This is a genomic window from Escherichia sp. WS547, from assembly GCF_046486065.1.
GTDB classification, from domain to species: domain Bacteria; phylum Pseudomonadota; class Gammaproteobacteria; order Enterobacterales; family Enterobacteriaceae; genus Escherichia; species Escherichia coli.
In genome coordinates this window covers 1-19,117 of the sequence record NZ_JBJQMA010000036.1, presented here as the reverse complement: position 1 = coordinate 19,117, position 19,117 = coordinate 1, and the positions used below count along the sequence as shown (strand labels likewise).

Below are 19,117 nucleotides of genomic sequence, written 5' to 3'. Positions count from 1 at the left end.
CTTTTTGGAATGAGCTATGTCTGCAACAAAACTGACCCGCCGCGAACAACGCGCCCAGGCCCAACATTTTATCGACACCCTGGAAGGCACCGCCTTTCCCAACTCAAAACGCATTTATATCACTGGCACACAACCCGGCGTGCGCGTGCCGATGCGTGAGATCCAGCTTAGCCCGACGCTAATTGGCGGTAGCAAAGAACAGCCGCAGTTTGAAGAAAACGAAGCGATTCCAGTCTACGACACCTCCGGCCCGTATGGTGATCCGCAGATCGCCATTAACGTGCAGCAAGGACTGGCAAAACTACGCCAGCCGTGGATCGATGCGCGCGGCGATACCGAAGAACTTACCGTGCGCAGTTCCGATTACACTAAAGCGCGACTGGCAGATGATGGCCTCGACGAGCTACGTTTTAGCGGCTTATTAACGCCAAAACGCGCCAAAGCAGGACGCCGCGTCACCCAACTGCACTACGCCCGCCAGGGCATCATCACACCGGAAATGGAATTCATCGCCATCCGCGAGAATATGGGTCGCGAGCGCATACGTAGCGAAGTTTTGCGCCACCAGCATCCGGGAATGAGCTTTGGCGCACGTCTGCCGGAAAATATCACCGCGGAATTTGTCCGTGATGAAGTTGCTGCCGGACGTGCGATTATCCCGGCCAACATTAATCATCCGGAATCGGAGCCGATGATTATTGGTCGCAATTTCCTGGTAAAAGTTAACGCCAATATCGGCAACTCGGCGGTCACCTCTTCCATCGAAGAAGAAGTGGAAAAGCTGGTATGGTCCACGCGCTGGGGAGCGGATACGGTGATGGATCTCTCCACCGGTCGCTATATTCACGAAACCCGCGAGTGGATTTTGCGTAACAGCCCAGTGCCGATTGGTACAGTGCCGATCTACCAGGCGCTGGAGAAGGTTAACGGGATCGCCGAAGATCTTACCTGGGAAGCGTTCCGCGACACGCTGCTGGAACAGGCCGAGCAAGGTGTGGATTACTTCACTATCCATGCGGGCGTACTGCTGCGCTATGTACCGATGACCGCGAAACGCCTGACTGGTATCGTCTCTCGCGGCGGTTCGATTATGGCGAAATGGTGCCTCTCCCATCATCAGGAAAATTTCCTCTATCAACACTTCCGCGAAATTTGTGAAATCTGTGCCGCTTATGACGTTTCGCTGTCGCTGGGCGACGGTCTGCGCCCCGGTTCTGTTCAGGACGCCAACGATGAAGCGCAGTTTGCCGAGCTGCATACGCTGGGTGAACTGACCAAAATCGCCTGGGAATATGACGTACAGGTGATGATTGAAGGCCCAGGTCACGTGCCGATGCAGATGATCCGCCGCAATATGACCGAGGAGTTAGAGCACTGCCACGAAGCGCCGTTTTACACTCTGGGGCCGCTAACTACCGATATTGCGCCGGGCTATGACCACTTCACGTCGGGGATTGGTGCGGCGATGATTGGCTGGTTTGGCTGCGCGATGCTCTGTTACGTAACGCCAAAAGAGCATCTGGGTCTGCCTAATAAAGAAGATGTTAAGCAGGGGCTTATCACCTATAAGATTGCCGCCCACGCCGCTGACCTGGCGAAAGGGCATCCGGGCGCGCAAATTCGCGATAACGCCATGTCGAAAGCCCGCTTCGAATTTCGCTGGGAAGACCAGTTTAATCTGGCCCTCGACCCGTTTACTGCCCGCGCTTATCACGATGAAACCCTGCCGCAAGAGTCCGGTAAAGTCGCCCATTTTTGCTCCATGTGTGGGCCGAAATTCTGCTCGATGAAAATTAGCCAGGAAGTGCGTGATTACGCCGCCGCGCAAACCATTGAAGTGGGAATGGCGGATATGTCGGAGAACTTCCGCGCCAGAGGCGGAGAAATCTACCTGCGTAAGGAGGAAGCGTGATGTATCAGCCTGATTTTCCTCCTGTACCTTTTCGTTTAGGACTGTACCCGGTGGTGGACAGCGTACAGTGGATCGAACGTCTGTTGGATGCAGGCGTGCGTACTCTCCAGCTACGCATCAAAGATCGGCGCGATGAAGAGGTGGAAGCCGATGTCGTGGCGGCAATTGCGCTGGGCCGCCGCTATAACGCGCGATTGTTTATCAACGATTACTGGCGGCTGGCGATCAAGCATCAGGCATATGGCGTCCATCTGGGGCAGGAAGATTTGCAAGCCACCGATCTCAGCGCCATCCGCGCGGCTGGTCTGCGGCTGGGCGTTTCGACACATGATGATATGGAAATCGACGTCGCGCTGGCAGCACGTCCTTCTTATATCGCGCTGGGACATGTGTTCCCGACGCAAACCAAACAGATGCCTTCCGCACCGCAGGGGCTGGAACAGCTGGCACGGCATGTTGAGCGCCTGGCGGATTATCCCACCGTGGCGATTGGCGGTATCAGTCTGCCGCGCGCGCCAGCGGTAATGGCGACGGGGGTCGGCAGTATCGCCGTTGTCAGCGCCATTACTCAAGCCGCAGACTGGCGTTTGGCAACGGCACAGTTGCTGGAAATTGCAGGAGTTGGCGATGAATGACCGTGACTTTATGCGTTATAGCCGCCAAATCCTGCTCGACGATATCGCTCTTGACGGGCAGCAAAAACTGCTCGACAGCCAGGTGCTGATTATTGGTCTTGGCGGGCTGGGGACACCTGCTGCGCTGTACCTGGCGGGCGCTGGCGTCGGGACGCTGGTACTGGCAGATGACGACGATGTGCATTTAAGCAATCTGCAACGACAAATCCTCTTTACCACTGAAGATATCGATCGCCCGAAATCGCAGGTCAGCCAACAGCGACTGACACAGTTGAATCCCGACATTCAACTGACGGCACTACAACAACGGTTAACGGGTGAGGCGTTAAAAGATGCGGTAGCACGGGCCGATGTGGTGCTCGACTGTACCGACAATATGGCGACTCGCCAGGAGATTAATGCCGCCTGCGTGGCACTCAACACGCCGCTTATCACCGCCAGCGCGGTCGGATTTGGCGGTCAGTTGATGGTACTGACGCCGCCCTGGGAGCAGGGGTGTTACCGCTGCCTGTGGCCAGATAACCAGGAGCCTAAACGCAACTGCCGCACAGCGGGCGTGGTTGGCCCGGTGGTCGGGGTTATGGGCACTTTGCAGGCACTGGAAGCCATTAAGTTATTGAGCGGTATAGAGACGCCTGCGGGAGAACTCCGACTGTTCGACGGTAAGTCGAGCCAGTGGCGCAGCCTGGCGTTGCGCCGCGCCAGTGGTTGCCCGGTATGCGGAGGAAGCAATGCAGATCCTGTTTAACGATCAACCGATGCAGTGCGCCGCCGGGCAAACGGTTCACGAACTACTGGAGCAACTCGACCAACGACAAGCGGGCGCGGCTCTGGCGATTAATCAGCAAATCGTCCCGCGTGAGCAGTGGGCGCAACATATCGTGCAGGATGGCGACCAGATCCTGCTTTTTCAGGTTATTGCAGGGGGTTGAGATGTTACGTATTGCGGACAAAACGTTTGATTCACATCTGTTTACCGGCACCGGGAAATTCGCCTCATCACAACTGATGGTGGAGTCTATTCGCGCTTCCGGCAGCCAACTGGTGACGCTGGCGATGAAACGTGTCGACTTGCGCCAGCACAACGACGCTATCCTCGAACCGCTTATCGCGGCGGGTGTGACCCTGCTACCGAATACATCCGGGGCGAAAACAGCGGAAGAAGCCATTTTCGCCGCCCATCTGGCACGTGAAGCGTTAGGCACAAACTGGTTAAAATTAGAGATTCACCCTGACGCCCGCTGGCTGTTGCCCGATCCCATCGAAACCCTGAAAGCCGCCGAAACGCTGGTACAACAGGGATTTGTCGTGCTGCCTTACTGCGGGGCCGATCCGGTATTGTGTAAACGTCTGGAAGAAGTCGGCTGTGCAGCGGTGATGCCGCTCGGCGCGCCGATTGGCTCGAATCAGGGACTGGAAACCCGTGCCATGCTGGAGATTATTATCCAGCAAGCCACGGTTCCGGTGGTTGTCGACGCTGGCATCGGCGTTCCCAGCCATGCCGCGCAGGCGCTGGAAATGGGGGCCGACGCGGTGTTAGTGAATACGGCGATTGCCATCGCGGACGATCCCGTCAACATGGCGAAGGCATTTCGTCTGGCAGTAGAAGCAGGCCTGCTGGCACGTCAGTCCGGACCGGGCAGCCGCAGTCATTTTGCTCATGCCACCAGCCCGCTGACCGGATTTCTGGAGGCATCGGCATGAAAACCTTCAGCGATCGCTGGCGACAACTGGACTGGGACGACATCCGCCTGCGTATCAACGGCAAAACGGCTGCTGACGTAGAGCGGGCGCTAAATGCCTCGCAACTCACCCGCGACGATATGATGGCGCTGTTATCGCCAGCCGCCAGTGGCTATCTGGAACCACTGGCCCAACGGGCGCAGCGTCTGACCCGTCAGCGATTTGGCAACGTCGTCAGCTTCTACGTCCCGCTTTATCTTTCCAATCTTTGCGCTAACGACTGCACGTACTGCGGATTCTCTATGAGCAACCGCATCAAGCGCAAAACGCTGGATGAAGCGGATATTGCCAGGGAAAGCGCCGCTATACGGGAGATGGGCTTTGAACATCTGCTTTTAGTCACTGGTGAACATCAGGCGAAAGTGGGGATGGATTACTTTCGTCGTCATCTCCCTGCCCTGCGTGAACAGTTCTCTTCACTACAGATGGAAGTACAGCCGCTGGCGGAGACGGAATACGCCGAGTTAAAGCAACTTGGTCTGGATGGCGTGATGGTTTATCAGGAGACATATCACGAGGCGACTTATGCCCGCCACCATCTGAAAGGCAAAAAACAGGACTTCTTCTGGCGGCTGGAAACGCCGGATCGGCTGGGCCGTGCGGGGATTGATAAGATAGGCCTCGGCGCGCTAATTGGCCTTTCCGACAGCTGGCGCGTTGACTGCTATATGGTTGCAGAACATTTGCTATGGCTGCAACAGCATTACTGGCAAAGCCGCTACTCTGTCTCCTTCCCACGCCTGCGTCCATGTACTGGCGGCATTGAGCCTGCGTCGATTATGGATGAACGCCAGTTAGTGCAAACCATCTGCGCCTTCCGGCTGCTTGCACCGGAGATTGAACTGTCACTCTCCACGCGGGAATCACCGTGGTTTCGCGATCGCGTGATTCCGCTGGCAATTAATAACGTCAGCGCTTTTTCGAAAACGCAGCCAGGTGGCTATGCCGACAATCACCCCGAGCTGGAACAGTTCTCACCGCACGACGGTCGCAGACCGGAAGCGGTTGCTGCCGCGTTAACTGCTCAGGGTTTGCAGCCGGTATGGAAAGACTGGGACAGCTATCTGGGACGCGCCTCGCAAAGGCCATGAGACAGAATGTAAGAACGTAAATTTATTCCGAGCCGCTACGGAAGATGAAAAACGCAAGGTTGTTGAAAGCGTTGTGTTTTTTTATGGTAGTGCCGTCAGCAGGAATGTTGTCCAGGGCGAAAAGCTTCTTCCTCGTTTCGCCCTGCCTTTCTTAAAAATTCCGTAATGCAAAGTCTGAAGCCATCGCCTGTTGAGCAATGAAAGAGATCTGATTGTAAGAGAGTAAATACTCAACTATGATAGAGACGAAAATAAGAACACATGTTCTCATCTTCCAGGATGCAGCAGACTGAAGAAATTCAGACATCCCGCAACCTGCGATTATCGCAAGGTCAAGGCAAAGTCCGGTAATGGCGTTCTGAATACCAGAGATAATTCTCTGGCGAAACCCACCTTAAGGTGGGTTTTGTTATTTTGAGGGCTGAGGAAGCTGCTTATTTCTCAATAAGTTGTAGGCAATGGTGAAAAATTTCACTGATTTACCTTTCTGTTTTTCAGAAATGGGATAAGCGCTAGTTACATGCAAACGAAGTTTTTTCTTTTCCCTGAAAGCCCTGAACGCAACAAAGTAAAATGCCTTGTCTCCTCCGTTTAAATCCACTTCAATCACGGCATAGCTACCATACCCAGCATGAATAACGTTGCTTTCTGGCAGCGCCAAAATGGTTCTTTTTAAGTGTATGCGCGCTAAGTTATAACGGTGCTGGCAGAAGGGACGAGATTCTTTAGGCGCGTGGTACATTAACGATTGTTTTTCTTCGTTAGTCTGATGTTCATAATCTTTTGTGAAGCAGTGAAGAGAGTAGGTAACCCAGAAGCGATACTCTAAAGGCTCTTTGCCCTCATGATGCTGAACGTAGACAGCCTGATGAGCATCAAGAAATGATAAATCACGAATATCACCATCCGGATGTCCAAAAGGTCGCCACTTCTCCACTTCCTGTTTCATTATCGTTCCTTAAGAAAGTCACACAGGAATAGTATCGAATTCTTGCCGAGCTTGACTCAATTAGTTCAGTCAGTTTCAGGATATTAGTCATCTCTACATTGATTATGAGTATCCAGAAATTCATTAAATATTCTGACAAATGCTCTTTCCCTAAACTACCCCCATAAAAAAACCCGCCGAAGCGGGTTTTTACGTTATTTGCGGATTAACGATTACTCGTTATCAGAACCGCCCAGACCTGCGTTCAGCAGTTCTGCCAGGCTGGCAGATGCGTCTTCTGCAGTCACCTGCGGTGCAGCCGGAGCTTCACCCGCAGCACGGCGACGCATACGATCCTGGTGGTACGCGTAACCAGTACCTGCCGGGATCAGACGACCCACGATAACGTTCTCTTTCAGGCCGCGCAATTCGTCGCGTTTGCCCGCAACGGCTGCTTCGGTCAGCACGCGAGTGGTCTCCTGGAACGATGCCGCGGAGATGAAGGACTCGGTTGCCAGAGACGCTTTGGTGATACCCAGCAGATCGCGGGAGTAAGTTGCACCCACTTTGCCGTTCGCTTCCAGTTCGCGGTTTGCGATCTTGACGCGAGAGTATTCAACCTGTTCGCCTTCCAGGAAGTCGGAGCTGCCCGCGTTAACGATGGTAGCTTTACGCAGCATCTGACGAACGATAACTTCGATGTGTTTATCGTTAATCTTAACGCCCTGCAGACGGTATACGTCCTGTACTTCGTTAACGATGTAACGAGTAACAGCATGAACACCACGCAGACGCAGAATGTCGTGCGGCGCTTCCGGACCGTCGGAAATTACGTCACCACGTTCTACACGTTCACCTTCGAACACGTTGAGCTGACGCCATTTCGGAATCATCTCTTCGTACGGATCGCTACCGTCTACCGGGGTGATAACCAGACGACGTTTACCTTTGGTTTCTTTACCGAAGGAAACGATACCGCTGATTTCAGCCAGGATTGCCGGCTCTTTCGGACGACGTGCTTCGAACAGGTCCGCAACGCGCGGCAGACCACCGGTGATGTCCTTGGTACCGCCGGATTCCTGCGGAATACGCGCCAGGGTGTCACCAGAGCTGATCTGTACGCCATCTTCCAGCTGAACAATCGCTTTACCCGGCAGGAAGTACTGCGCAGGCATATCGGTACCTGGGATCAGAACGTCGTTACCCTGAGCATCAACGATTTTCAGTGCCGGACGCAGATCTTTACCACCTGCAGTACGTTCTGCGGAATCCAGAACCACCAGCGAAGACAGACCGGTCAATTCGTCGGTCTGACGCGTAATGGTCTGACCGTCGATCATGTCAGTAAAGCGTACAAAACCGCTTACTTCGGTGATAACCGGCATGGTGTGCGGGTCCCAGTTTGCAACGGTTTCGCCGCCAGCAACCTGTTCGCCATCGCCTTTCGCCAGTACCGCACCGTAAGGTACTTTGTAGCTTTCTTTGGTACGACCGAATTCGTCGATCAGTTTCAGTTCGGTGTTACGGGAAGTGATAACCAGTTTACCGCTGGAGTTCACAACCGACTTCACGTTGCTGAGCTTGATGCTACCTTTGTTTTTCACCTGGATGCTGGATTCAGCAGCCGCACGAGATGCCGCACCACCGATGTGGAACGTACGCATGGTCAGCTGTGTACCCGGTTCACCGATGGACTGTGCCGCGATAACACCGATTGCTTCACCTTTGTTGATGATGTGGCCACGCGCCAGGTCACGACCGTAGCAGTGCGCACATACACCAAAGTCGGTGTCACAAGATACAACAGAACGTACTTTAACCGCGTCGACAGAGTTCTCTTCCAGCAGGTCACACCACTGTTCGTGCAGCAGCGTGTTGCGCGGAACGAGGATATCAGCAGTACCCGGCTTCAGAACGTCTTCAGCAGTTACACGACCCAGTACGCGATCGCGCAGCGGCTCTTTAACGTCACCACCTTCGATAACCGGAGTCATCATGATACCTTCATGGGTACCACAATCGTCTTCGGTAACCACCAGGTCCTGCGCCACGTCAACCAGACGACGAGTCAGGTAACCGGAGTTCGCAGTTTTCAGTGCGGTATCCGCCAGACCTTTACGCGCACCGTGGGTGGAGATGAAGTACTGGAGTACGTTCAGACCTTCACGGAAGTTCGCGGTGATTGGCGTTTCGATGATGGAGCCATCCGGCTTCGCCATCAGACCACGCATACCTGCAAGCTGACGAATCTGTGCCGCAGAACCACGCGCACCGGAGTCGGCCATCATGTAGATGCTGTTGAAGGAAACCTGCTTCTCTTCCTGGCCGTCACGGTTAATAACGGTTTCAGTTTGCAGGTTATCCATCATCGCTTTGGATACACGATCGTTCGCCGCAGCCCAGATATCGATAACTTTGTTGTAGCGTTCGCCCGCAGTTACCAGACCAGACTGGAACTGCTCCTGAATTTCAGCAACTTCTGCTTCTGCCTCGGAGATGATTTCGTGTTTCTTCTCCGGGATGACCATGTCATCGATACCAACAGATGCACCAGAACGCGCTGCATAGGCGAAGCCGGTGTACATGATCTGGTCCGCAAAAATAACGGTCGGTTTCAGACCGAGAATGCGGTAGCAGGTGTTCAGCATTTTGGAGATTGCTTTTTTACCCAGCGCCTGGTTGACGATGGAGTAAGGCAGGCCTTTCGGTACAATCATCCACAGAATGGCACGGCCAACAGTCGTGTCTTTCAGGCTGGTTTTCGCTACTAATTCACCGTTAGCATCTTTTTCATACTCGGTGATACGCACTTTAACGCGCGCATGCAGAGAAGCCAGACCAGAGCGATACAGACGTTCTGCTTCTTTCGGGCCAGTCAGCACCATGCCTTCGCCTTTGGCGTTAACACAGTCACGGGTCATGTAGTACAGACCCAGTACAACGTCCTGAGACGGAACGATGATTGGTTCGCCGTTCGCCGGGGACAGGATGTTGTTGGTAGACATCATCAGCGCACGCGCTTCCAGCTGGGCTTCCAGCGTCAGCGGTACGTGAACAGCCATCTGGTCACCATCGAAGTCGGCGTTATATGCCGCACAAACCAGCGGGTGCAGCTGGATAGCTTTACCTTCGATCAGTACCGGTTCAAATGCCTGGATACCCAGACGGTGCAGAGTCGGTGCACGGTTCAGCAGTACCGGGTGTTCGCGGATAACTTCGTCCAGGATATCCCAAACGACAGCTTCTTCGCGCTCAACCATTTTCTTCGCAGCTTTAATGGTGGTAGCAAGACCACGCAGTTCCAGCTTGCCGTAGATGAACGGTTTGAACAGCTCCAGCGCCATTTTCTTCGGCAGACCGCACTGATGCAGACGCAGGTATGGACCTACGGTGATTACAGAACGACCGGAGTAGTCAACACGCTTACCGAGCAGGTTCTGACGGAAACGACCCTGTTTACCTTTGATCATATCGGCCAAAGATTTCAGAGGACGCTTGTTAGAACCGGTGATCGCACGACCGCGACGACCGTTATCCAGCAGGGCGTCTACCGCTTCCTGCAGCATACGTTTTTCGTTACGTACGATGATGTCCGGCGCAGCCAGATCCAGCAGACGTTTCAGACGGTTGTTACGGTTAATGACGCGACGATACAGATCGTTCAGGTCAGAAGTCGCGAAACGACCACCATCCAGCGGAACCAGCGGACGCAGATCTGGCGGCAGTACCGGCAGAACGGTCAAGATCATCCACTCTGGTTTGTTACCAGACTGAACGAACGCTTCCAGCAGTTTGATACGCTTGGTCAGCTTTTTACGCTTAGTTTCGGAGTTGGTTTCGTTCAGCTCTTCACGCAGCTGTTCGCACTCTTGCTCCAGATCCATGCTCTTCAGCAGGGCCTGGATTGCTTCCGCACCCATTTTCGCGTCGAATTCGTCACCGAACTCTTCCAGCGCGTCCAGATACTGCTCTTCAGTCAGGATCTGCTGGCGTTCCAGGTTGGTCATACCGCCTTCAATAACCACATAGGATTCGAAGTACAGTACGCGTTCGATATCGCGCAGCGGCATATCGAGCAGCAGGCCGATACGGGACGGCAGCGATTTCAGGAACCAGATGTGCGCAGTCGGGGAAGCCAGTTCGATGTGACCCATACGCTCACGGCGTACTTTAGTCTGGGTCACTTCAACGCCGCACTTCTCACAGATGACACCACGGTGTTTCAGGCGCTTGTACTTACCGCACAGGCACTCGTAATCTTTTACCGGCCCAAAGATACGGGCGCAGAAAAGGCCGTCACGTTCTGGTTTGAACGTACGGTAGTTGATGGTTTCCGGCTTTTTAACTTCACCGAAAGACCATGAACGGATCATGTCTGGCGAAGCCAGAGCAATTTTGATCGCATCAAACTCTTCGGTTTTAGTCTGCGCTTTCAGAAACTTTAATAAATCTTTCACGGATTTGCTCCCGTCGGAGTTAGCACAATCCGCTGCCGGGTTTTACCCCGACAGCAGTGACCTGTTTGAGCGAGAATTACTCGTCTTCCAGTTCGATGTTGATACCCAGCGAACGAATCTCTTTCAACAATACGTTGAAGGATTCTGGCATGCCCGGCTCCATCTGATGGTTGCCGTCCACGATGTTTTTATACATCTTAGTACGACCGTTCACGTCATCAGACTTAACGGTGAGCATTTCCTGCAGGGTGTATGCTGCGCCGTATGCTTCCAGCGCCCACACTTCCATCTCCCCGAAACGCTGACCACCGAACTGTGCCTTACCACCCAGCGGCTGCTGAGTAACCAGGCTGTAAGAACCGGTGGAACGCGCGTGCATCTTGTCGTCGACCAGGTGGTTCAGTTTCAGCATGTACATGTAACCAACGGTTACCGGACGTTCGAACTGTTCACCAGTGCGGCCGTCGTACAGGCGGATCTGACCAGAAGTCGGCAGGTCGCCAAGTTTCAGCAGCTCTTTAATTTCTGCTTCTTTCGCACCGTCGAACACCGGCGTTGCGATTGGCATACCTTTGCGCAGGTTTTCAGCCAGACGCATAACTTCTTCATCGCTGAAGGTACTCAGGTCAACTTTCTGACGAACGTCAGCGCCCAGATCGTAAGCACGCTGGATGAATTCGCGCAGTTTCGCGACTTCTTGCTGCTGTTTCAGCATGGCGTTGATCTTGTCGCCGATACCTTTCGCAGCCATACCCAGGTGGGTTTCGAGGATCTGACCGATGTTCATACGAGACGGTACGCCCAGCGGGTTCAGTACGATGTCTACCGGCGTACCGTTTTCATCGTAAGGCATATCTTCGATCGGGTTGATCTTAGAAATTACACCCTTGTTACCGTGACGACCTGCCATCTTGTCACCAGGCTGGATACGGCGTTTAACCGCCAGATATACCTTAACAATCTTCAGCACGCCCGGTGCCAGATCGTCGCCCTGGGTGATTTTGCGGCGTTTCGCTTCGAGTTTCTTCTCGAACTCGTGTTTCAGTTCGTCATACTGCTCAGCCAGCTGTTCCAGCTGATTTTGTTTCTCTTCGTCGGTCAGGCCCAGCTCCAGCCAGCGATCGCGCGGCAGTTTGTCGAGCTTCTCAGCTTCAACGCCACCGGCTACCAGCACAGCACGGATACGGCTGAACAGACCCGCTTCGAGGATCTGCAGTTCTTCAGACAGGTCTTTCTTCGCCTGTTTGAGCTGCATTTCTTCGATTTCCAGCGCACGTTTGTCTTTTTCTACGCCATCGCGAGTAAAGACCTGAACGTCGATAACCGTACCGGATACACCGTTTGGTACGCGCAGAGAAGAGTCTTTAACGTCAGACGCTTTCTCACCGAAGATCGCACGCAGCAATTTTTCTTCTGGGGTCAGCTGAGTTTCACCTTTCGGCGTTACCTTACCAACCAGAATGTCGCCACCGGTTACTTCCGCACCAATGTAAACGATACCGGATTCATCCAGTTTGGAGAGCGCAGCTTCACCCACGTTCGGGATGTCAGCGGTGATCTCTTCTGGCCCCAGCTTGGTGTCACGGGACACACACGCCAGTTCCTGAATGTGGATGGTGGTGAAACGGTCTTCCTGAACAACACGCTCGGATACGAGGATGGAGTCTTCGAAGTTGTAACCATTCCACGGCATGAACGCTACGCGCATGTTCTGACCAAGCGCCAGTTCACCGAGGTCGGTGGACGGACCGTCTGCCAGCACGTCGCCACGTTCAACCGGTTCACCCAGAGACACACACGGCATCTGGTTAATACAGGTGTTCTGGTTAGAACGGGTGTATTTGGTCAGGTTGTAGATGTCGATACCTGCTTCACCCGGATACATCTCGTCTTCGTTAACTTTGATAACGATACGGGAAGCATCCACGTACTGAACGACACCACCACGTTTAGCAACCGCAGTTACACCGGAGTCAACGGCAACAGCACGTTCCATACCAGTACCAACCAGCGGCTTATCAGCACGCAGAGTCGGAACGGCCTGACGTTGCATGTTCGCACCCATCAATGCACGGTTGGCGTCATCGTGTTCCAGGAACGGGATCAGGGACGCACCGACGGATACCACCTGCTGGGTGGATACGTCCATGTAGTCAACCTGGTCGCGGCTGAACAAGCTGGATTCGCCTTTGCTACGGCAAGTTACTAGGTCTTCTACGAAGTGGCCTTCTTCATCCAGGTTGGAGTTCGCCTGGGCGATAACGTAGTTGCCTTCTTCGATAGCAGACAGGTAGTGAATTTCGTCAGTTACAACACCGTCGGTCACTTTACGATACGGAGTCTCAAGGAAGCCGTATTCGTTAGTCTGCGCGTATACAGACAGGGAGTTGATCAGACCGATGTTCGGACCTTCAGGGGTTTCGATTGGACATACGCGACCGTAGTGAGTCGGGTGTACGTCTCGAACTTCGAAGCCTGCACGTTCACGGGTCAGACCACCTGGGCCGAGTGCGGAGATACGACGTTTGTGCGTAATCTCAGACAGCGGGTTGTTCTGGTCCATAAACTGAGACAGCTGGCTGGAACCGAAGAACTCTTTCACTGCTGCAGAAATCGGCTTGGCGTTGATCATATCCTGAGGCATCAGGGTATCCAGATCGCCCAGAGACAGACGCTCTTTCACCGCACGTTCTACACGTACCAGGCCAACGCGGAACTGGTTTTCCGCCATTTCGCCAACGGAACGGATACGACGGTTGCCGAGGTGGTCGATATCATCGACTTCGCCTTTACCGTTACGGATATCGATGAGCTTTTTCATAACATCAATGATGTCGTCTTTGCTCAGGATACCGGAACCTTCGATTTCTTCGCGCAGCAGAGAACGGTTGAACTTCATACGACCAACCGCAGACAGGTCATAGCGGTCTTCGGAGAAGAACAGGTTCTCGAACAGGCTTTCAGCTGCTTCACGAGTCGGCGGCTCGCCAGGGCGCATCATGCGGTAGATTTCTACCAGTGCGCTCAGACGGTCGTTAGTTGGGTCGACACGTAAGGTTTCAGAGATATACGGGCCGTGATCCAGGTCGTTGGTGAACAGCGTTTCGATACGCTTGTGACCAGACTGGCTCAGCTTAGCCAGCAGATCCAGGCTCAGCTCCATGTTCGCTGCGCAGATCAGCTCGCCGGTAGACTCATCAATATAGTCTTTAGCAACCACTTTACCTGCGATGTACTCAACCGGGACTTCGATCAGTTTGACGTCGTCTTTTTCCAGCTGGCGAATGTGGCGCGCAGTGATACGGCGGCCTTTTTCTACGTACACTTTACCGTTAGCTTCGATGTCAAAAGATGCGGTTTCACCACGCAGGCGTTCCGGCACCAGTTCCATCTGCAGCTTGTTATCACGGATTTCAAAGATAACTTTTTCAAAGAACAGGTCGAGGATCTGCTCTGTGGTGTAGTTCAGGGCACGCAGAATGATGGTCGCAGGCAGTTTACGGCGACGGTCAATACGTACGAACAGGTTGTCCTTCGGATCGAATTCGAAGTCCAGCCAGGAACCACGGTAAGGGATGATACGCGCGTTATACAGCACTTTACCCGAAGAGTGGGTTTTACCTTTGTCGGAGTCAAAGAAGACGCCCGGACTACGGTGCAGCTGGGAAACGATAACACGCTCAGTACCGTTGATAACAAAGGTACCGTTGTCTGTCATGAGCGGAATTTCGCCCATGTAGACTTCTTGTTCTTTAATGTCTTTTACGGTGCCTTCCGGCGCTTCGCGCTCATAGATCACCAGACGCAGTTTAACGCGCAGCGGTGCGGAATAGGTCACGCCACGGATTTGACATTCCTGGACGTCAAACACCGGTTCGCCAAGGCGGTAGCTGACGTATTGCAGCTCGGAATTACCGCTGTAGCTCTGAATCGGGAATACGGAACGGAAAGCAGCTTCCAGACCATACTGCCCTTCAGGATCTTGCTCGATAAATTTCTGAAACGAGTCAAGCTGGATAGAAAGGAGATAAGGTACATCCAGAACTTGTGGACGTTTACCAAAATCCTTACGAATACGTTTTTTCTCGGTATAGGAGTAAACCATAGGGTTCCTCAGCTCGCTGACAAGTCGACCCATCTGTCCATTGAGCGGACAGTTTGTGCAACACTATTTTGTTGACCGGAAAATGGAACACTTTCCGCAATGCCTGTTGCTATCACGCTTAAACCATTTCATTGCGATTTACACAGAACGGACGTCCTGTCGCAGTATATTAAGTCGTCGATAGAAACAAGCATTGAAAGGCACAGCAGTAGTCAAACAGTGTGAAACGCTACTGGCGCCTTACAGCGCAAAAAGGCTGGTGACTAAAAAGTCACCAGCCATCAGCCTGATTTCTCAGGCTGCAACCGGAAGGGTTGGCTTATTTAACTTCAACTTCAGCGCCAGCTTCTTCCAGAGCTTTTTTCAGTGCTTCTGCGTCGTCTTTGCTCACGCCTTCTTTCAGAGCAGCCGGTGCAGATTCTACCAGGTCTTTAGCTTCTTTCAGACCCAGGCCAGTTGCGCCACGTACTGCTTTGATAACAGCAACTTTGTTAGCGCCAGCAGCTTTCAGAATTACGTCGAATTCAGTTTTTTCTTCAGCAGCTTCAACCGGGCCAGCAGCTACAGCTACAGCAGCAGCAGCGGAAACACCGAATTTTTCTTCCATTGCAGAGATCAGTTCTACAACGTCCATTACAGACATAGCTGCAACTGCTTCAATGATTTGATCTTTAGTGATAGACATTTAAATTGTTCCTGAATATCAGAATAAGTTTATACGTAAGCGAATGCGTTAAAAAGATAACTGCGATTAAGCAGCTTCTTTCGCATCGCGTACAGCAGCCAGAGTACGAACCAGTTTGCCAGCCGAAGCTTCTTTCATGGTTGCCATCAGGCGTGCAATTGCTTCTTCGTAGGTCGGCAGAGTTGCCAGGCGGTCGATCTGAGACGCCGGGATCAGCTCACCTTCAAAGGCAGCGGCTTTGACCTCAAATTTTGCATTCGCTTTCGCGAACTCTTTGAACAGACGAGCAGCAGCGCCCGGGTGTTCCATAGAGTATGCAATCAGGGTCGGACCAACAAACGCGTCTTTCAGGCACTCGAACGGAGTACCTTCAACAGCACGGCGCAGCAGGGTGTTACGAACAACACGCATGTATACGCCAGCTTCGCGACCTGCTTTACGCAGTTCAGTCATTTTATCTACAGTTACGCCACGGGAATCCGCAACTACTGCAGACAGCGCGCCTTTGGCTACTTCGCTGACTTCAGCAACAATCGCTTGTTTGTCTTGAAGATTTAAAGCCATTAGCTTTGCTCCTGGATGTTTGCCAGAGAAAATCTCTGGAACTCACTTCACTCCTCCAAACGGAGAGAGCGTCTTAATTACGGTGAGCAGAAACAAGCCAGAATATAAAAGAATAATCTTAGCGTTCTGTCACCGTCTACGCAGGGGATTAAGTTTCTTGCGAAACTCCTGCGGTCTTCGACGGAGGCCTGGATAGGCCAGGCTCCAACGAACAAATCTTTTCTATCCGTCGCTATTCAGCTTGTGGCGGCGTTGGCTTCCTTCATTCGCACCAGTCACATAGTTAGCTATGCTCCTGCCGACTCACTCAGTTGCCGCCTTGCCACAACCCGAATATCTCGGATATACGTCTGCATTAAGCATTATACGTGGGGGTAAGATTGTAGACAAAATCACCGCCCACGTAAAGGCATTAGTTTACAGAAGCGCTCAGGCCAGCCTGGTCAACTGCAACACCTGCACCCATGGTGGTGGAGATGCTAACTTTCTTGATGTACACGCCTTTCGCCTGAGTCGGTTTTGCTTTTTTCAGCGCAACCAGCAGAGCTTCCAGGTTTTCTTTCAGTTTGTCAGCGTCAAAGTCCACTTTACCGATGGTGGTGTGGATGATGCCGTTTTTGTCGTTACGGTAACGAACCTGGCCAGCTTTAGCGTTTTTAACCGCTTCAGCAACGTTCGGCGTTACAGTACCCACTTTCGGGTTTGGCATCAGGCCGCGCGGACCCAGAACCTGGCCCAGCTGGCCAACAACGCGCATTGCATCCGGAGAAGCAATAACAACGTCAAAGTTCATTTCGCCTTTCTTGATCTGGTCAGCCAGATCTTCCATACCTACCAGTTCAGCACCTGCAGCTTTAGCAGCTTCAGCGTTTGCACCCTGGGTAAATACGGCTACGCGAACGGAACGGCCAGTACCGTGCGGCAGTACAGTTGCACCACGTACGTTCTGGTCAGATTTACGAGCGTCGATGCCGAGGTTAACAGCTACGTCCACGCTTTCTACGAATTTAGCAGTCGCCAGTTCTTTCAGCAGAGCGATAGCTTCGTTGATGTCGTACTGTTTGGTTGCATCAACTTTCTCGCGGATAACACGCATGCGCTTGGTCAGTTTAGCCATTTCTTAGTCCTCCACTACCAGGCCCATGGAACGTGCAGTACCTTCGATGGAGCGAGTCATCGCTTCAATGTCGGCACCAGTCATGTCGGCAGCTTTGGTCTGCGCGATTTCCTGCAGCTGAGCGCGGGAAATTTTACCCACTTTGTCTTTGTTCGGCTTACCGGAACCAGACTTGATACCAGCCGCTTTTTTCAGCAGAACTGCTGCCGGCGGAGTCTTGGTAACGAAAGTGAAAGAACGGTCAGCGTAAACGGTGATTACTACCGGAATCGGCAGACCTTTTTCGATGGAATCAGTTTTTGCGTTGAACGCTTTGCAGAATTCCATGATGTTTACGCCCTGCTGACCCAGAGCCGGACCTACTGGCGGACTCGGGTTAGCCATACCAGCTGCAACCTGCAGCTTGACATAGGCTTGTACTTTCTTAGCCATTATAAATTCCTCAAGTTGGGTAATAACGCCTCTGAGAGGCTCCCCGTGATATAAAAAATCGTTTTACGGGCAAGGCCCATAAAAACAAAAGGCGCGAAATTGTATTCCAATCTCGCGCCTTGTGCAACGATTAAATCGCCGCTTTTTTGATCGCTGGGTTAGGCTTTTTCAACCTGGCTGAAGTCCAGCTCTACCGGGGTCGCACGACCGAAGATAGAAACAGACACTTTCAGACGAGATTTCTCGTAATCCACTTCTTCAACAACACCGTTGAAGTCAGCGAACGGACCATCATTAACACGGACCATTTCACCCGGTTCAAACAGCGTTTTCGGACGCGGCTTATCACCAACCTGCTGCAGGCGGTTCATAATCGCATCGACTTCTTTATCGCTGATTGGTGCAGGACGATCGGAAGTACCGCCGATGAAGCCCATCACACGCGGTACGCTGCGCACCAGGTGCCAGCTCGCGTCGTTCATCACCATCTGAACGAGGACGTAGCCAGGGAAGAATTTACGTTCGCTTTTGCGACGCTGACCGCCACGGATTTCAACCACTTCTTCGGTTGGTACCATGACTTCACCAAACAAATCTTCCATGTTGTGTAATTTGATATGCTCACGCAGCGACGTTGCTACGCGGCCTTCAAAACCGGAAAACGCCTGAACGACGTACCAGCGCTTTTTAGGAGCTTCAGACATCTCAGAACCTCAGGCCAGTGATAAAGGATACCAGGCGAACCAGAATACCATCCAGTCCCCACAGGATCAGTGACATTACTGCGGTAACCGCAGCCACAATCAGCGTGGTGTGCAATGTTTCCTGGCGAGTCGGCCAAATGACCTTACGGACTTCGGTACGCGCTTCACGGGCAAAAGCAACGGTAGCTTTACCTTTTGTCGTTAACAGCGCGACACCACCCGCTGCAGCAATCAGAATTACTACGGCCAGCGCACGCAGCGGCAGCATAATGTCGCGATAAAGGTAGTTGCCGACAATCGCTACCAGGAGCAATGCCACCACAACGACCCACTTCATCGCTTCCAGGCCGCGCCCGCTTCCTTGAGCTTCGGTATTCGCACTCATAAACCAACCTGTCAGAAGTATTCTACAAACATTTTCACCCCGCGATCGCGAGGCAAACCAAATCGAAACGCGTATTAGCTTTTCGGATTATACGCCCTCAACAGAGCCTGTCTCAGCAATGATTATGACAAAGAAAATCACTGATGAGCCAGGTTCTGGTACGAAAGCGTGCAAAAAGGGCATCAAATGATGCCCTTTTAGTGCGCATTGCGTCAAATGTTATCGGCAATTAGCTCAGAACTTTTGCTACAACGCCCGCGCCAACGGTACGGCCGCCTTCACGGATTGCGAAACGCAGACCGTCGTCCATCGCGATCGGGTGGATCAGGGTAACAACCATTTTGATGTTGTCGCCCGGC

The 19,117-nt window shown here is 52.8% G+C and carries 15 protein-coding genes and 1 pseudogene; 6 read left to right on the top strand and 10 right to left on the bottom strand.

The window, feature by feature from the left end:
* Window positions 1-16: 16 nt before the first annotated feature.
* From thiC to thiH, 6 genes are read left to right on the top strand one after another with little or no spacing between them, the layout of a single operon-like run.
* Window positions 17-1,912, top strand: coding sequence for a phosphomethylpyrimidine synthase ThiC (gene thiC / locus ACJHWK_RS22400; protein ID WP_001522121.1), 1,896 nt, complete (start codon window positions 17-19; stop codon window positions 1,910-1,912).
* The gene (gene thiE, locus ACJHWK_RS22395; protein WP_000284606.1) at window positions 1,912-2,547 is read left to right on the top strand and encodes a thiamine phosphate synthase; all 636 of its coding nucleotides are present in this window, start codon (window positions 1,912-1,914) and stop codon (window positions 2,545-2,547) included. The genes thiC and thiE overlap by 1 nt, the downstream gene beginning before the upstream one ends.
* Window positions 2,540-3,295, top strand: a complete 756-nt coding sequence (thiF, locus tag ACJHWK_RS22390; protein WP_001522120.1) for a thiazole biosynthesis adenylyltransferase ThiF — start codon at window positions 2,540-2,542, stop codon at window positions 3,293-3,295. The genes thiE and thiF overlap by 8 nt, the downstream gene beginning before the upstream one ends.
* Window positions 3,279-3,479: a sulfur carrier protein ThiS gene (gene thiS / locus ACJHWK_RS22385; protein ID WP_001166230.1), complete on the top strand. Its 201-nt coding sequence runs from the start codon at window positions 3,279-3,281 to the stop codon at window positions 3,477-3,479. Before thiF ends, thiS begins: the two co-directional genes overlap by 17 nt.
* 1 nt (window position 3,480) lies before the next feature.
* A complete protein-coding gene (gene thiG / locus ACJHWK_RS22380) occupies window positions 3,481-4,251 on the top strand; it encodes a thiazole synthase (protein WP_000944114.1) in 771 nt (256 codons plus the stop codon).
* Window positions 4,248-5,381 carry a 2-iminoacetate synthase ThiH gene (thiH, locus tag ACJHWK_RS22375; RefSeq protein WP_020232894.1) on the top strand — a complete coding sequence of 378 codons (1,134 nt, stop codon included), beginning with the start codon at window positions 4,248-4,250 and terminating at the stop codon, window positions 5,379-5,381. The genes thiG and thiH overlap by 4 nt, the downstream gene beginning before the upstream one ends.
* Window positions 5,382-5,790: 409 nt before the next feature.
* On the opposite strand, the gene ACJHWK_RS22370 is transcribed toward thiH, so the two are convergent.
* From ACJHWK_RS22370 to tuf, 10 genes and pseudogenes are all read right to left on the bottom strand, one after another.
* Window positions 5,791-6,330 (bottom strand): heat-shock protein C, encoded by a 540-nt coding sequence (locus ACJHWK_RS22370; RefSeq protein WP_001306870.1) that lies wholly within the window; start codon window positions 6,328-6,330, stop codon window positions 5,791-5,793.
* A gap of 212 nt (window positions 6,331-6,542) precedes the next feature.
* A complete protein-coding gene (rpoC, locus tag ACJHWK_RS22365; RefSeq protein ID WP_000653944.1) occupies window positions 6,543-10,766 on the bottom strand; it encodes a DNA-directed RNA polymerase subunit beta' in 4,224 nt (1,407 codons plus the stop codon).
* 76 nt (window positions 10,767-10,842) lie between these two features.
* Entirely contained in the window at window positions 10,843-14,871 is a 4,029-nt protein-coding gene (gene rpoB, locus ACJHWK_RS22360) for a DNA-directed RNA polymerase subunit beta (protein ID WP_000263098.1), read from the bottom strand.
* A 319-nt stretch (window positions 14,872-15,190) separates the two neighbouring features.
* Window positions 15,191-15,556, bottom strand: coding sequence for a 50S ribosomal protein L7/L12 (gene rplL, locus ACJHWK_RS22355; protein WP_000028878.1), 366 nt, complete (start codon window positions 15,554-15,556; stop codon window positions 15,191-15,193).
* A gap of 66 nt (window positions 15,557-15,622) precedes the next feature.
* Complete coding sequence (gene rplJ, locus ACJHWK_RS22350) at window positions 15,623-16,120, bottom strand: 50S ribosomal protein L10 (protein WP_001207201.1); 498 nt, start codon at window positions 16,118-16,120, stop codon at window positions 15,623-15,625.
* 412 nt (window positions 16,121-16,532) lie between these two features.
* A complete protein-coding gene (gene rplA / locus ACJHWK_RS22345; protein ID WP_001096684.1) occupies window positions 16,533-17,237 on the bottom strand; it encodes a 50S ribosomal protein L1 in 705 nt (234 codons plus the stop codon).
* Between the two features lie 3 nt (window positions 17,238-17,240).
* A complete protein-coding gene (gene rplK, locus ACJHWK_RS22340; RefSeq protein WP_001085926.1) occupies window positions 17,241-17,669 on the bottom strand; it encodes a 50S ribosomal protein L11 in 429 nt (142 codons plus the stop codon).
* Between the two features lie 158 nt (window positions 17,670-17,827).
* The gene (gene nusG / locus ACJHWK_RS22335; RefSeq protein ID WP_001287516.1) at window positions 17,828-18,373 is read right to left on the bottom strand and encodes a transcription termination/antitermination protein NusG; all 546 of its coding nucleotides are present in this window, start codon (window positions 18,371-18,373) and stop codon (window positions 17,828-17,830) included.
* A gap of 1 nt (window position 18,374) precedes the next feature.
* Entirely contained in the window at window positions 18,375-18,758 is a 384-nt protein-coding gene (gene secE, locus ACJHWK_RS22330; RefSeq protein ID WP_001275702.1) for a preprotein translocase subunit SecE, read from the bottom strand.
* Between the two features lie 229 nt (window positions 18,759-18,987).
* Window positions 18,988-19,117 (bottom strand): annotated as a pseudogene (gene tuf / locus ACJHWK_RS22325) (elongation factor Tu); the annotation flags it as partial.